The sequence below is a fragment of the Bradyrhizobium sp. BR13661 genome (genome assembly GCF_029892425.1).
Lineage (GTDB): Bacteria > Pseudomonadota > Alphaproteobacteria > Rhizobiales > Xanthobacteraceae > Bradyrhizobium.
This window is the reverse complement of the sequence record NZ_JARXWB010000034.1, coordinates 22,096-36,284: the sequence shown is the minus strand read 5'-3', so window position 1 is coordinate 36,284 and position 14,189 is coordinate 22,096. Positions and strand designations below refer to the sequence as shown.

General features: G+C 62.5%; 17 protein-coding genes. 3 read left to right on the top strand and 14 right to left on the bottom strand.

Annotated features, from left to right (window positions below):
• Window positions 1–2: 2 nt before the first annotated feature.
• Window positions 3–407, bottom strand: coding sequence for a Rieske 2Fe-2S domain-containing protein (locus M2427_RS35610; RefSeq protein WP_280711477.1), 405 nt, complete (start codon window positions 405–407; stop codon window positions 3–5).
• 260 nt (window positions 408–667) lie between these two features.
• Between M2427_RS35610 and M2427_RS35605 the strand changes: the two genes are divergently transcribed.
• Together M2427_RS35605 and M2427_RS35600 are read left to right on the top strand one after the other, a co-directional pair.
• Window positions 668–1,117: a hypothetical protein gene (locus tag M2427_RS35605; protein WP_280711476.1), complete on the top strand. Its 450-nt coding sequence runs from the start codon at window positions 668–670 to the stop codon at window positions 1,115–1,117.
• On the top strand, window positions 1,114–1,431 hold the full coding sequence (locus M2427_RS35600) for a hypothetical protein (protein WP_280711475.1): 318 nt from the start codon (window positions 1,114–1,116) through the stop codon (window positions 1,429–1,431). Before M2427_RS35605 ends, M2427_RS35600 begins: the two co-directional genes overlap by 4 nt.
• A 23-nt stretch (window positions 1,432–1,454) precedes the next feature.
• Here the strand turns inward: M2427_RS35600 and hspQ are convergent, their stop codons facing one another.
• From hspQ to nifD, 9 genes are all read right to left on the bottom strand, one after another.
• A complete protein-coding gene (gene hspQ / locus M2427_RS35595) occupies window positions 1,455–1,772 on the bottom strand; it encodes a heat shock protein HspQ (protein ID WP_280711474.1) in 318 nt (105 codons plus the stop codon).
• Between the two features lie 20 nt (window positions 1,773–1,792).
• Entirely contained in the window at window positions 1,793–2,080 is a 288-nt protein-coding gene (gene fdxB, locus M2427_RS35590) for a ferredoxin III, nif-specific (RefSeq protein ID WP_130364784.1), read from the bottom strand.
• Between the two features lie 13 nt (window positions 2,081–2,093).
• Window positions 2,094–2,294: a CCE_0567 family metalloprotein gene (locus M2427_RS35585; RefSeq protein WP_280711473.1), complete on the bottom strand. Its 201-nt coding sequence runs from the start codon at window positions 2,292–2,294 to the stop codon at window positions 2,094–2,096.
• A gap of 8 nt (window positions 2,295–2,302) precedes the next feature.
• Window positions 2,303–2,773, bottom strand: coding sequence for a NifX-associated nitrogen fixation protein (locus M2427_RS35580; RefSeq protein ID WP_280711472.1), 471 nt, complete (start codon window positions 2,771–2,773; stop codon window positions 2,303–2,305).
• 11 nt (window positions 2,774–2,784) lie between these two features.
• Window positions 2,785–3,180: a nitrogen fixation protein NifX gene (gene nifX / locus M2427_RS35575; RefSeq protein WP_280711471.1), complete on the bottom strand. Its 396-nt coding sequence runs from the start codon at window positions 3,178–3,180 to the stop codon at window positions 2,785–2,787.
• A gap of 22 nt (window positions 3,181–3,202) precedes the next feature.
• Window positions 3,203–4,585: a nitrogenase iron-molybdenum cofactor biosynthesis protein NifN gene (gene nifN, locus M2427_RS35570; protein ID WP_280711470.1), complete on the bottom strand. Its 1,383-nt coding sequence runs from the start codon at window positions 4,583–4,585 to the stop codon at window positions 3,203–3,205.
• Window positions 4,586–4,595: 10 nt separating this feature from the next.
• Complete coding sequence (gene nifE, locus M2427_RS35565) at window positions 4,596–6,263, bottom strand: nitrogenase iron-molybdenum cofactor biosynthesis protein NifE (RefSeq protein ID WP_280711469.1); 1,668 nt, start codon at window positions 6,261–6,263, stop codon at window positions 4,596–4,598.
• A gap of 115 nt (window positions 6,264–6,378) precedes the next feature.
• A complete protein-coding gene (nifK, locus tag M2427_RS35560; RefSeq protein WP_280711468.1) occupies window positions 6,379–7,938 on the bottom strand; it encodes a nitrogenase molybdenum-iron protein subunit beta in 1,560 nt (519 codons plus the stop codon).
• Window positions 7,939–8,022: 84 nt separating this feature from the next.
• The gene (gene nifD / locus M2427_RS35555; protein WP_280711467.1) at window positions 8,023–9,525 is read right to left on the bottom strand and encodes a nitrogenase molybdenum-iron protein alpha chain; all 1,503 of its coding nucleotides are present in this window, start codon (window positions 9,523–9,525) and stop codon (window positions 8,023–8,025) included.
• A gap of 534 nt (window positions 9,526–10,059) precedes the next feature.
• Here nifD and M2427_RS35550 point away from each other — a divergent pair.
• Window positions 10,060–10,503: a SufE family protein gene (locus M2427_RS35550; RefSeq protein ID WP_280711466.1), complete on the top strand. Its 444-nt coding sequence runs from the start codon at window positions 10,060–10,062 to the stop codon at window positions 10,501–10,503.
• 2 nt (window positions 10,504–10,505) lie between these two features.
• Here the strand turns inward: M2427_RS35550 and M2427_RS35545 are convergent, their stop codons facing one another.
• The 4 genes from M2427_RS35545 to sufC all read right to left on the bottom strand — a co-directional run bounded on the left by M2427_RS35545 (window position 10,506) and on the right by sufC (window position 14,187).
• Window positions 10,506–10,763: a nitrogen fixation protein NifZ gene (locus tag M2427_RS35545; RefSeq protein WP_280711465.1), complete on the bottom strand. Its 258-nt coding sequence runs from the start codon at window positions 10,761–10,763 to the stop codon at window positions 10,506–10,508.
• A 92-nt stretch (window positions 10,764–10,855) separates the two neighbouring features.
• Window positions 10,856–12,097: a cysteine desulfurase gene (locus tag M2427_RS35540; RefSeq protein ID WP_280711464.1), complete on the bottom strand. Its 1,242-nt coding sequence runs from the start codon at window positions 12,095–12,097 to the stop codon at window positions 10,856–10,858.
• Between the two features lie 4 nt (window positions 12,098–12,101).
• Window positions 12,102–13,424, bottom strand: coding sequence for a Fe-S cluster assembly protein SufD (gene sufD / locus M2427_RS35535; protein WP_280711463.1), 1,323 nt, complete (start codon window positions 13,422–13,424; stop codon window positions 12,102–12,104).
• Between the two features lie 4 nt (window positions 13,425–13,428).
• Window positions 13,429–14,187 carry a Fe-S cluster assembly ATPase SufC gene (gene sufC, locus M2427_RS35530; protein ID WP_280711462.1) on the bottom strand — a complete coding sequence of 253 codons (759 nt, stop codon included), beginning with the start codon at window positions 14,185–14,187 and terminating at the stop codon, window positions 13,429–13,431.
• Between the last annotated feature and the right edge of the window lie 2 nt (window positions 14,188–14,189).

Below are 14,189 nucleotides of genomic sequence, written 5' to 3'. Positions count from 1 at the left end.
CGTCAGACCTCTTCCTCGCAGGCCGTCTCGTCGTCCTCGACCAGCGTCACGCCGGTCACGCAGATATCACCGTCGAGCACGGCGAGCGCGATCGGCGTCAGGCTCTCACCCTTGCATGGGCCATCCACGCAACGGCCGGTGCCAAGTTCGAAAGTGGCGCCGTGCTTGCCGCACAGCAGCCGGGTGCCGTTGCCGTCCAGGAATTGGTTGCGCTCCCAGTCCAGATTCACGCCGTCGTGCGGGCACCGGTTGAGATAGCCGAACACCTGCTTGCCCCAACGCACGATGACGATCGGCCACGGGCGCGGCGCGCCGTCCTCTCCGATGATCATCAGCTGAAAGCCAATCGCCCGCTGGCTCGGAATGTCGTTGAAGGCGCAGATCGCATAGGCGGTATTCTGGTCCATGCCGTCCTCATTCGCGGTCGAAATGTCCTCGCAAGCGTTGCAAGAATCGCGCTAGGCGCAGTGCAGCGAATTGCCTTTTTCCTTGTACGAAATCCGACAGGTATGTCCCTCGTTGTCGGATTGCCCCGACGCGGCGCCGCATGAGGACACTGGCGGTGCCCATATTCGTTCTATTTGACCTCGCTGGGGCGTGATGCGCGGGCGCAAGATGGCATGGAAATTGATGTTGTTCAGTCAGGCCCTTTGGCATGGAGAACGACATGAACGTTGCGTCTGAATTCGCCGCGTGCTCGGAAGACGAGATCAAGGCGCTGCTCGATGGTGGTACGCTGACCGTCTACTCGGTCGCGCGCCCGATCACCGCCGATCGTCCGGTCGATCGCAGCGGCGTGCTCGCCACCTTCAAGTTCGCAAGTCCCGCTTTCGGCGGAGATGCGGCCGGCGCGAATTTTGCGGCCAATCCGGTCCCCGCAAGCAGTGTCGGCACGCCCGGCTTTGCCCGTGCCTGCAAGGCCGACGGCACCGTGGTGGCCGATTTCTCCGCCGGGCCCGGCCCGCGCGAGCTCAAGTTCGCGGAAGTGTCCTGCTCCCAAGGCGCCCCGGTGAAGATCACCGCGTTCAAGTTCATCGCCGAAGGCGGCTGGCCGGAGCGGCCCGACTATTACGACGCCCATCCCCGACCGGGCTTTGCCATGCCGATGGTGCCGTGATGGCAATACTGGTCAAGACCACACGCGACGGCCGCAAACTCGAAGTGGTCGGGCTCGCAATCACGCTGGGTGGCAAGCTCGAAGCCAATGAGCTGATCGAGGTGAAGGATCATCCCTATCGGCGCGCGATCTTCTCGGCGGCGCCGGAGGCAACTCACATGGCTGGTCGCGTCCCCCTGACGCAGGCGGAAGCAGAGATCGTCATCGCCGCATTCAAGCGAGCCGAAGCCGACATGCTCGCCAATCCCATCGCCATTCACGAGCGGTTCCGCATCGCCGCGATGATGAAGGCACGTGAGCAGGGAATAGAGTGAGACGACTGCGCGGTGTTCGCGCGTCAATTGATCAGTTGCCGGCGCCGGCGATAGCTCCCCTCATCATCGGCCTCGAACAGGGCTCCGATGCCGGGATGCCTCACTGGCAAGCCGGAATCATCCGGCTCCAAATCATGCTCCGCGATGCTTGCCACATAGGGAATTTCATCGTCTTCGGCAAACAGCCGATAGACCAGGCCGGTTGCGAACCCGTTCGTTGGCGGCTCGCCATCCATGCCGGCGAACGATGTTTCGACGTCAAAGATCACGCCGCGCATCTCGTAGAGCCTGTGACGGATCACCTGGCCAATATTATACTTGGCGAACTGGGTCTTGCTCATGCGCGAGTCCGGAATAGCGCTCAGGCCGCTGCAGGGGCGTGAGTCTGGCAGTTGGTCGGGCAAACCCGCGCACAGGCCCCACAGCCGATGCACGCGCCGTCGTCGTTCATCACCATGACCTTCTTCTCGACCTCGTCATCGTCGTCATCGAGGTCGATCATCTCGCCGTCCTCGTTGATCCCCTTCAGCGTCATGACCTCGCGACCGCAGACCTTGTAGCAGCGGCCGCAACCGATGCACTTCTTGGGATCGATCGACACCAGATAGTCCGGCTTCCAATCGCGGCCGTCGCGGGTTGCGTAGGACATGGTTGGGATCCGGCTATGCCTTTTCCAGAGTCTTGAGATCTTCGCGCTTGCGCTCGAGCTCGGCGAAGGCGTCATAGGCCTTCTGGGCCACGCTCAGAATGGAGGTCCAGTTGATCGGCAGCTCCTCCGAAAGATCGTGGAGGTCCATCTTGGACTGGATGGCCTTGGCCGACAATTTCTTGATCTCGGCCTTCAGCGTTTCAAGATCGCTCATGCTCAACCTCAATAATTCGCGACGTCGGGAAATTTGCGGATCATCTCGACCGCGCCGGCGACGTATTTGTCGCCCTCGGCCGCGAGCTTGCCGAGATTGTCGAAGCCGTAGCGGTGCACGTCGCGCAGCTGCTTGTTGACGACGATGAGGCGGCCGCCGATCAGGACCATGCGGCCAAAGCCCTCATGATGCATCTTCAGCATCGGGGAGATCATCACGCCGGTCGCCTTCTCGACCGACAGCGCGACCGCGTTGAAGAACAGCTCCATCCGCCAGATCGTGTCCGGGTCCGGATCGCCAACGATCGGCAAGGCGCGCCGCTTTTCCTTGTCGAGGATGTAGGGCTCGAGCAGCTCGAGATCCTTCTTGCCTTCCCAGGCACCGTGGGTGTCCTGAGCCCGCCAGACACTGACGAGTTCCTTGACGAACGGCGCACCAGCCGCTGCGTCCGGTTGAACGAGTTCAGCCGCTTCGACCATGATGATTCCCCTCAGTCTTCCAAATCAAAGTTGCGTTCCTGATCCTTCGCCAGCACCTTGCGCAGCCAGGGTGGCGGCGAGCCCTTCAGCACGTCCTCGAGCTTGACGCAGAGATCGTCGATCGCCTCGGGCTGTGTCACCTTCATCGGGTGGATGTTGTTGGCCACGACGCGGGCCGCGCCAGAGCCGCCGATCGCGGCGACATAGAGGATCGTGCAATCCTTGATCGCCTCGATCTTCGGCGCGAGCTTGTCCTCGTTGCCGTCCTCCTTGAGGTCGCCGTCGAATTGGATGGCCTCGACGAAGCGATGGCCCTCCGGATTGACGTCGTAGATGGCGATGTTCTTGGCCCAGCCGAAATGCGCATCGACGCGCTTCAGGTCCTGGGTGGCAAAGGCGACTTTCATCGATCTGGTCCCTCTTCTTTCATCAGTGCAGTTGCGGCGGGACGACCTGGAGGCCGCTGTCAGTGGTCCGCCAGGTATCGGGCGTCGGCTGGTGGTTGACCTCGCGGTCACCGATAACGAGGTTGGCGAGGTCGAAGATCAGATCGCGTGTGCCGCGGTAGCCGACCGACAGCTGATGTCCGGCGCCAAGGCGGTCGAACATCGGGAAGCCCGCGCGGTAGAACGGGATCTTCAGGCGCGAGGCCGCTTGGCGACCGTGCGAATGGGTGATCAGGAGATCGCACTCGCGTGCCTTGGCGCGCTCTTCGAGGTCCTCGAGGTCGCCGATCAGGACCTCCTGCGTCCTGACGCACTCGAGCACGGGCGAGGCCGTCGTGGTCACGGCGACGGCGACCTCGGCACCCATCTCGTGCAGCATGCTGGAGAGATCGAACAGCAGATCCGGCTCGGCGCCAATCGCGAGCCTTCGCCCGCCGATGTGAAAATGCGCATCCAGCATCGCGTCCGCGAGCTGGCCGCGCTGCCGGCGGTACTTCAACGGCACGGGCCGGCCGCTGATCTCGCTCAGGAAGGCGATGAACTCGTCATTGGGGACGAGCCCGCAGAGCCGCTCGAACATGCGGAACGGCACGCCGGTTCTCTCCTGCATGGCCTCGGCCGCGCGCTTCATCTGCGCGCCGATCGCGATGGTCCAGGCCGCCTGCCCCATGGTGGCGATTTCGTCCACACCGATGCCACCGATTGTGGTCGGCGTGAACTCGTCCGGGATGTGGCCATCGAGGGACCCGGCGAGATCAGGAAGGAATGACGGCTTGAGCCCGAAATCGTTCAGGATCGCCCGCAACTCGTCGAGATCGCCGGGCGTGAGATGGCAGCCCGGTAGCACATTGACCCTGGCCGGATCGCGTGCAGTTCCGGGCTCGACCGGATCGACCAGCACCTCCACCATGCGCGCGACGGTCTTCTCCCACCCATCCTGGAAGGCATCCTTGAAATCGGGCGTCGAGACGTAGACCAGCGGGAATTTCTCGAGCTGCGGATGCTTCTGCCGGATCAGGCGAATGAAGCCCTCGACGTCATCGCCCTTGGTCTCGGTGACGCCGGTCGAGTTGATGCCGATGATCTCGGGCTTGGTGCGATTGTAGATGTTGAGGATCGCCTGCTCGACATTCTCGTAGCCGCCGAGCACGGTGGCGACCTCGCTCATCGCGGTGGTCTGCATCGGCACGGCTTCCTTGAAATGTCGCACGAACAGCGTCAGGCCGAACGAGGTGCAGCCCTGCGAGCCATGCAGCAGCGGCATCGCGCCCCGCAGGCCCATGAAGGCGAAGGAGCCGCCGATCGGCTGGCTCATCTTGAGCGGATTGACCGAGCAGGCCTTCTTGGAAGTGGTGACGATGGCCATCGGCTGCGCCCTACTCCGCCGCCTGGAGCACCGGCGCCGGCTGCGCGGCGAGGATGTCCTCGATCCGTCCCTTGCAGGCGCCGCAGCCGCCGGACGCATTGGTGTGCTCCTTGATGCCGTCGACCGTAGAGAGAGCGTGCTCGGCGATGGCATCCTCGATGCTGCCGAGATCAACCGTCTTGCAGAAACAGATCTTCTTGGCCCTCCGGGTCTCCTCGGCGCGGACCGGATCGGCGGCGATTTCCGCGGCCTGCGCGTCCATCTGCGCCATCGCCTTGGTCTGCCAGTTGATGCCGGTATCATCCCAAGGTGCCGGGCGGCGAAGCTGCGCCCACATCGGGTTGTAGAGTGCCTTGTCGATCTCCTCCATCAGCTTGACCATGCCGATGTAGCCCATGTAGCCGTGGCAACGCTCCTGGTTGATGTCGAGCCACGGCATCGCCGCCTTCAGCGCGACGAATTGCGATTTGCCGCCGGAGAGCATGATGTCGGCGCGCGCGTCTTTCAGCATCTTGTACATCTCGCGCGGCGTCATATCCTCGATCATATGGGCGTCCTGGCCCATCAGCTCCTTGATCCGTTCCTTGTCCTCCTTGGTGGACTTCTTGACGGAGGTGCCGACGATCTCGAGGCCGGCCTCCTGGAGCGCGGCGACCACGGACCACGATTTCACGCCGCCGGTGATCAGCAGCACCTTCTTGTCCTTGAAGCGCGGCTTGAAGCGCTCGATCGCAGCCCAGGCCTTGGCCTCCTCGCGCGCGATCACGGCCTCGGTCCGCTCCATCAGCTCCGCAGGCGCCCCGCGCTCGATCAGCATGCGTGCGATCTCGCGCAGCGAGTCGCTGGAATCCTGGATGCCGTAGAACGAGCCCTCGAAGAACGGGATGCCATAGCGTTCCTCCATCTTGCGGGCGACGTTGATCATCGCCTTGGAGCACACCATCATCGCGGCCTTGGCCCGATGCGAATAGGCGAGCTCGCGGTATTTGCCGTCGCCGGAGATGCAGGAGAGGATGCGGATGCCGAGCTCGTCCAGGATCGGCTTGATCTGCCAGAATTCGCCGGAGAGATTGTATTCGCCGATGATATTGATGTCGTAAGGCGTGGTGTAGTCGGGTTCTTCGGTGCCGATCACATGCTCGAGCAGAGCCTCGCCGGCGAGCTTGTTGCCGAGGTTCTTCGGACCGACGAAACCCGGCGAATTGACGGGGATGACCGGCTTGCCGAACTTGGTCGCGGCTGCCTTGCAGACCGCGTTGATGTCGTCGCCGATCATGGCGGGAACGCAGGTCTGGTAGACGAAGATCGCTGGCGGATCGTACTTCTCGATGACTTCCTTGATCGCCTTGTAGAGCCGCTTCTCGCCGCCGAACACGATGTCGGTCTCGTTCATGTCGGTGGTGAAGCTCCGCCGCCAGAGATCAGACCCGGAGGAAGCTGAGCCGCGATTGTCCCAGGAGTTGCCCTCGCAGGCGATCGGGCCATGGACGAGATGAGCGACGTCGGTGAAGGGCTGCAGCGCGATCTTGGCGCCGTCGAAGGCACAACCGCCGGCAGCGCCGCCCGGCTGCAGCTGCTTGGTGCAGCCCTTCTTGCGCTCGGCCTCGCTCTTGTTGGCGTTCTTGCCGCAACCTGGCTCGTTGAAAACGTCCTGGATGGTGGCCGACAGCGAGCTCATTCGTCTCTCCTATTCCCTGACCCGCTGCGCGAGCTCGTCGCCCCGCAGTCTCGATCGCTCTGGCTAGACTGGTCGTCTGCCGCCGCCGTGTCAGGCGGCGGCAGTCGCTTCCGCATCAACGAATGATGTCGAAGCTGTAGTCGGTCTTGGCGGGAACGTTGGTGTTCTTGTCGATCTCGTCGAAGATCTTGTCGAGGATCTTGACCAGAACGTTCATGCCGCCCTGATAGCCCCACACCGGATAGCGGTGGTGATGATGGCGATCGAACACCGGGAAGCCGATGCGGATCAGCGGCGTGCCGGTGTCCCGCTCCAGATACTTGCCGTAGGTGTTGCCGATCAGGAAGTCGACCGGCTCGGTGAACAGCAGCGAGCGCATGTGCCAGAGGTCCTTGCCCGCATAGGCGTGGCAGTTCCTGCCGAACGGCGAGCTATCGAACAGCGCCTGCATCTTCTCCGCCCAGGCCTTGTTGCCGTTGGTGGAGAGCACGTGGGTCGGCTCGGCGCCGAGCTCTAGCAGGAAGGCCGCGAGGCCGTAGCAGAGGTCCGGATCGCCGTAGATCGCGAACTTCTTGCCGTGGATATGCGCGCTGGAGTCGGCCATGGCGTCGACGAGACGGCCGCGCTCCTGCTCCAGCGCCTTCGCGATCGGCTTACCGCTGATGCGCGAGAGCGTCATCAGGAAGTCGTCGGTGGCGCTGACGCCGACCGGGTGGTTGAAGGCCGCGACTTCCTGACCGTGGTTCGCGATGAAGGGCAGCGTCTTCTCCGTGCAATATTGCTGCATGGAGATGGTCGCCTTGGCATGGATCGCGTTCGCGGCGTCTTCCAGCGTGGTACCGCCGTCGTACATACGGAACTCGCCGTCAGTCGGCGTGTCGAACACGTCGCTGTTGTCCGCGAGGATCGTATACTCGATCCCCATCAGCTCAAAGATGCGCTTGATCTCGCGGATGTTACCGACAGTGTACCCGTCGAAGCCGCCGATGAAGTTGATCTTGCCGTTCTCCTTGCGCTCGAGTTTCGGCGCAGTACCGGCCTTGCCGTCCCAGAAGTGGTCGAGAATGCCCTTGAGCGCGTTGTCGTACCCGGTCACGTGGCTGCCCACGAAGGCCGGCGTATGAGCGAAGGGAACGTCATACTCGGCCGGAACCGAGCCCTTCTCTTTCGCGGTCTTGATGAAGGCGTTGAGGTCGTCGCCGATCACCTCCGCCATGCAAGTCGTGGAGACGGCGATCATCTTCGGCTTGTACATGTTGTAGGTGTTGGCGAGCCCGTCGATCATGTTGTTCAGACCGCCGAACACGGCAGCGTCTTCCGTCATCGACGAGGAGACGCAGGAGCTCGGCTCCTTGAAATGGCGCGACAGATGGCTGCGGTAGTAAGCGACGCAGCCCTGCGAGCCATGCACGAAGGGCAACGTGCCCTCGAAGCCGACGGCCACGAACACAGCGCCGAGAGGCTGGCAGGCCTTGGCCGGATTGACGGTCAGGGCCTCGCGAGCAAAATTCTTCTCGCGATACTCGGGCGTCTTGGCCCATTCGCGGATTCGTTCGACGTCCGCCGGATCGTGTGGATTTTCGAACAGGGTCTTCTTGTTGGCCAGCATCTGCTGGTATTCCGGACCGCGAAAAAGCTCGAAATGATCGAGCACGTGTTCGGCATTCTGTGTCATCGTGGCACCTTCGTTGGATCTCGTGTTCGATCGCCCGTCTCTCGGCTCTTCCCGGGGATCGGGAAGAGCCGGACGTCGCCTCTGTTATTCAGCCGCCATCAGGCTCGGCCGCGGGGCATCCTTCCAGGGTGCCTTGGTCTTCTTCCAGATTGGGGAGTTGATCGCCATGTCCATGTCGCGGGCGAAAATCGCGAACCCGTCATAGCCGTGATAGGGACCGGAATAATCCCAGGAGTGCATCTGCCGGAACGGCACGCCCATCTTCTGGAAGACGTACTTCTCCTTGATGCCGGAGCCGACCAGATCGGGCTGGATCTTCTCGACGAAGCGCTCGAACTCGTAACCGGTGACATCGTCGTAGATGAGCGTGCCGTCCTTGACGTAGTGCTGGGCGGTGCGCTGATAGTCGTCGTTGTGGCCGAACTCGTAGCCGGTGCCGACCACCTCCATGCCGAGGTCCTCGTAGGCGCCGATCACGTGGCGGGGACGCAGGCCGCCGACGAAGAGCATCACCGTCTTGCCTTCCAGGCGCGGCCGGTACTTCGCGATCACCGCATCCATCAGCGGCTGGTATTTGGCGATGACGCGCTCGGCGCCTTCCTTGATCTTGTCGTCGAAGAAGCTCGCGATCTTGCGCAGCGACTCCGCGATCTTCGAGGGGCCGAAGAAATTGTACTCGCACCACGGGATACCGAATTTCTCTTCCATATGGCGGGAGATGTAATTCATCGAGCGATAGCAGTGCAGCACGTTGAGCTTCGCCTTTGGCGTCGCCTCGAGCTCGGCGAGGCTACCGTCGCCGGACCATTGCGCGATCACGCGCAGGCCCATCTCCTCCAGCAGGATGCGCGACGACCAGGCGTCACCGCCGATGTTGTAGTCGCCGATAATCGCGACGTCGTAGGGCGTCGACTCGAACGCCGGCTTGGCTTCCGGGCTGATCTTGTCGAAGATCCAGTCGCGCACCGCGTCGTTGGCGATATGATGGCCGAGCGACTGCGAGACGCCGCGGAACCCTTCGCAGCGCACCGGAACGATGGTCTTGCCGTCATACTCTTTGGACTTCACCTTCGAGACGGCTTCGATGTCGTCGCCGATCAGGCCAATCGGGCATTCCGACTGGATGGTGATGCCGTGATTGAGCGGGAACAGCTCCTGGATCTCGTCGATGATCTTGGCGAGCTTCTTGTCGCCGCCGAACACGATGTCCTTTTCCTGGAAGTCGGAGGTGAATTGCATCGTGACGAAGGTGTCGATGCCGGTCGTTCCGATGTAGTAGTTGCGCCGCGCGGCCCAGGAATACTGTCCGCAGCCAACCGGACCGTGGCTGATGTGGATCATGTCCTTGATCGGGCCCCACACCACGCCCTTCGAACCGGCATAGGCGCAGCCGCGAATGGTCATCACGCCAGGGATCGACTTCAAGTTCGACTTGACGCCGCAATCGGACTTGCCGGCGTCATGCACATTGAGATGTTTGGCACGGCGCTTAGCGGTCTTCTCCGGATAGACCTTCAAGACCTCGTCGATCAATTGCTTGTTGCGCGCCTTGATCTCGGCGACGCTCTGGGTGGTTGCTAGGCTCATGCGAATATCCTTCGGTTGTCCTCGTAACAGGGGCCGACGCTTCCTCCGAAGCGCCTGGTAGACGATCGACAGGCCTCGCAACGCGACGGCCTGTCTCGGTAAAGTCAGTCTGCTCTCCTTCGGCCGATTGCCCTCAATCGGCGCGCCGCTCTCGCGAGGTCTGTACGCGAGGTCGCCTTGCACGAGGACTTTTGCAACGAGTGTGCCAGCGCTCATCGAGCAGAAAAAGCGAAGCTATTGGAGATAGATAGCGTGAGGACTCGGCATTGTTGCAAACCCGACATCGCGTCATGTCGACATGAGGTCGCACGGACAGCTGTTCGAAACAAAACAATGCGAACCCCACCAACCCGCCGTCGTCGGTGATTTTTATTGCGCCGGGACTTCAATCCGCCGGGCGGTATGGAGCTTGCTTGATGGATATGGCCGATACAGTGCGACCACCGTCCTGAGGTGTTCTGGTAACCGGCAGCCAAGTCGCAGCTGCGCTCGCAGTCGGACCAGAGCTGATCACTTCCAATTCGGAGAGCACACGTGACCTCTTCCTTACCCACGCCGATCGACGACATCATTGAGAATTTCGCCCTCCTCGATGAGTGGGACGATCGATATCGCTATGTGATCGAGCTCGGCCGCAAGCTGGCGCCGCTTCCGGAAGGCCAACGGACCGACGCCAACAAGGTGCCGGGCTGCGTCAGCCAGGTCTGGCTCGCCACCACCATCGAGCACCGGGACGGACGACCGCTGGTCAGCTTTGCCGGCGACAGCGACGCTCACATCGTCCGCGGCCTGGTTGCGATCCTGATTGCGGCTTTGTCGGGCCGACCCGCCACGGAGATCGTCAGCGAAGATCCGCTCGCCCTGTTCGACCGACTCGGGCTGGGCGAGCATCTCACGCCGCAGCGCTCGAACGGCTTCCGCTCGATGGTAACCCGGATGCGCGCGGATGCGACGGCGGCGCTCGCTGAAGCCGTGTAGTATCAGGCCGCGTCGAACGCAGTTCCCGTCCGCATCATCTCACGGCCCCGCATGATCACGAACACGGATTGAGCCACGAACTCGACCGTGTAGTAGACCTCACCGAGAAAGCGCCAGCTCTCGCGCACGATGCCGGCATCGCCCGGATGTACGAGCGGCTCGCCGATATCCTTGTGCGGATACATGCCATCGTTCCTGATGAGGGCCACCGCGCGGACCGGCTCGCCAGCCGAAAATTCGCCCGTGACGCGCCGTTCCATGTTTCGCACCGTCCGTCGCCTTTGGGCGTTGCAGACAATACGGGCTACAGCCCGTGGCCTGTTGGAAAGCGACTCGGCGGCGTCCTTTTTCCTCATGAGAATAGCTCCTGAGCCTTGAGCAAAGCCTCGGCCAGCGAGTCGACCTCCTCCATCGTGTTGTAAAGTGCGAACGAGGCGCGGCAGGTCGCGGTTACGCCGAAGCGTTCGAGCAACGGCATCGCACAATGCGTGCCGGCACGTACCGCGACGCCGGCACGGTCGATCACGGTTGCGAAATCATGAGCGTGGGCGTTCTTCATCTCGAACGATACGAGCGCTCCCTTGTCGGCGGCCGTCCCGACAATCCGCAGGGAGTTGATTCCGTGCAGCCGTTCCTGGGCATAGGCCAACAGGGTGCTCTCATGTCTGCGGATCCGCTCCTTGCCGATGGATTGGACGTAGTCGATGGCCGCGCCAAAGCCGATCGCCTGCACGATCGGCGGCGTTCCGGCCTCGAAACGGTGCGGCGGCTCGCCATAGGTGACGGCATCGCGCGAGACTTCGCGGATCATCTCGCCGCCGCCGTTGAAGGGCGGCATGACCGCAAGATGCTCGTATTTGCCATAGAGGGCGCCGATTCCGGTCGGCCCGTACAGTTTGTGTCCAGTCACGACATAGAAATCGCAGTCGATATCGCGGACATCGACATCCATGTGGACGGCCGCTTGCGAGCCGTCGACGAGGACGGGAATCCCCTGTGCATGCGCCAGACGGACGACCTCCTTGACCGGAACCACGCTGCCAAGCACGTTCGACATCTGAGTGATCGCGACCAGTTTGGTCTTTTTAGTCAGGAGCTTCTCGAACTCGTCGATCAGGAAATTACCCTCGTCGTCGACCGGAGCCCATTTGATCACCGCGCCGTTTCGTTCGCGGAGAAAATGCCAGGGCACGATGTTGGCGTGGTGCTCCATGATCGAGAGCACGATCTCGTCGCCTTCGCCGATCCGCTCCCGGCCGAACGTCTGCGCCACGAGATTGATCGCCTCCGTGGCACCGCGGGTGAACACGATCTCTTCGCGCCGCTCCGCATTGAGGAATTTTGCGACCTTGTCGCGCGCCCCCTCATAGGCCTCCGTCGCAGCATTGGCGAGATAGTGCAGGCCGCGATGCACGTTGGCATATTCGCTTGTGTAGGCCTCGGTCAACCGGTCCAGAACTGCCCGCGGCTTCTGCGCGGAGGCGGCATTGTCGAGGTACACCAGCGGCTTACCGTGCACCTGCATCGCCAGGATCGGAAAGTCCTGCCGGACCCGATGGACGTCGTAACTCCCGTTGCTGACCGCCGGATGCATGCGACTAGTCCCGATCCCTGAGCCAATCGCGCATCGCCCGCGATAACGCCTCGCGCAGATCGTCGTGCGCGATCTCGGCGAGGACCTCACCGACGAAGGCCTCGATCAGAAGGGCCTCAGCCTGCTTTTCCGGAATGCCGCGGGCCATGAGGTAGAACTTCAGCTGATCATCCAACGCACCGGTTGTCGTGCCGTGCCCGCACTGGACGTCATCGGCGAAGATTTCCAGTTCCGGCTTGCAATTGGCGACCGCGTCGTCGGACAGCAGCAATGCCCGCGCCATCATCCTGGCGTCGGTCTGCTGCGCGCCCGGCTGCACCGTGATCCGGCCCTGGAAAACCGCGCGCGCCTCGTCATCGATCACCGCCTTGAACAGCTCCCGGCTCTCAGAGCCAGCGGCGGCGTGATCGACGACCAGCGTTGTGTCGGCATGCTGACGGCCGGCAAGCAGGCTCGCCTGGTGCACTCTGGCCGTTGTCCCCTCGCCTGCAAGTCTCAGAAAGAGCTGGTTGCGCACGACAGCGCCCCCGGTCGTCAAGCCAAACTCGCGGTACGTCGCATTCGCCCCAATGTCTGCAGTCAACGTAGCAAGATGCAGCGCGGCCGCACCTTCGGATGTGACCTTGATGTGGTCTAGCCGAGCCTGATCGCCGACCATCATCCGCAGCGCGGTGTTGACCTGATATTCGGACTGATCAGGCCCCTCGTGCGTCTCGACCAGCGTGACGGCAGCGCCACTACCGACCGATAGCGACGACTGTGTGAACATCGCAGACGGCGTCGCGGCCGTGGTGACGAAGGCCAGATGGATCGGCCGCGCCACCAGGACGTCGGGTTCGACCGCAATGATCACGCCGTCAGCGGCGAACGCGGTATTTAACGCTGCGACAACATCGGTCCCGACCATGCCACCATCGAGCGGGACGGGGACGTCCGCCTCGAATTGCTTGATGGTCGCTCGGACGCTGACGCCGGGCTCGAGATCGGCAAGATCCGACAATTCGGGAACGAAGGCACCGTCGACGATCACGAGCCTGCGAAAGCCGAGGCCGGCAAAGGCGGCTCCGGCGTTGCCGGCCGCGACCTTCGCCGCCGCCTCGGGCCAGGCCGCCAGCGGCTTGGCATCGCGAACCAGGCGGCGGAGATCAGTGTATTTCCACGCCTCGACACGCGAATGGGGCAGACCTTGCGCCACGAAACGATCGAAGGCGTCGCGCCGCATCGCCTCGATCGTGCCGCCGCCCGGCAAACCCTTATGCTCGGCCGCGAACAGATCGGCTAGCCCGATCTCGGCGGCGGTCCTCACCGGACGGATCTCGGCATTCATGGAATTACGCCGCCTCGTTCTGATATTGCGCGTATCCCGTCGCCTCCAGTTCAAGCGCGAGCTCCTTGCTGCCAGTCTTGACGATGCGTCCGGCCGAGAGCACGTGCACGACATCAGGCACGATGTAATCGAGCAGCCGCTGATAATGTGTGATGACGATCATGCCTCGATCGGCCGCGCGCAGGCGGTTGACGCCGTCGGCAACGATGCGCAGCGCGTCGATGTCGAGCCCCGAGTCGGTCTCGTCCAGCACACACAGCTTTGGCTCCAGCAGCGCCATCTGAAGCGTTTCGTTGCGCTTTTTCTCGCCGCCGGAAAAGCCGACATTGAGCGGCCGCTTCAACATCTCGGGGTCGATGCTCAGTTGCTTGGCGAGCTCGCGGACCCGCTTCAAGACATCGGGCGAAGACAGCTCCTGCTCGCCGCGCTTCTTGCGTTGGGCATTCAGGGCCGTTCGCAGAAACGTCAGCGTGGCAACGCCCGGAATTTCTAGCGGATATTGGAAGGCAAGGAACAGCCCTTTGGCAGCCCGCTCATCAGGAACCATGGCCAGCAAGTCCTCGCCGTCAAGGAAAACCTCACCTGCGGTGATCTCGTAGCCCGGCTTGCCCGACAGCACGTAGGACAAGGTCGACTTGCCGGCACCGTTCGGGCCCATGATCGCATGGATCTCTCCTTTGTTCACGGTCAGGTCCAGGCCGTTCAAAATCTGGCGACCGTCGATCTCGGCCTTGAGCCCACGAATGTCCAGGAGCGCTGTCATCA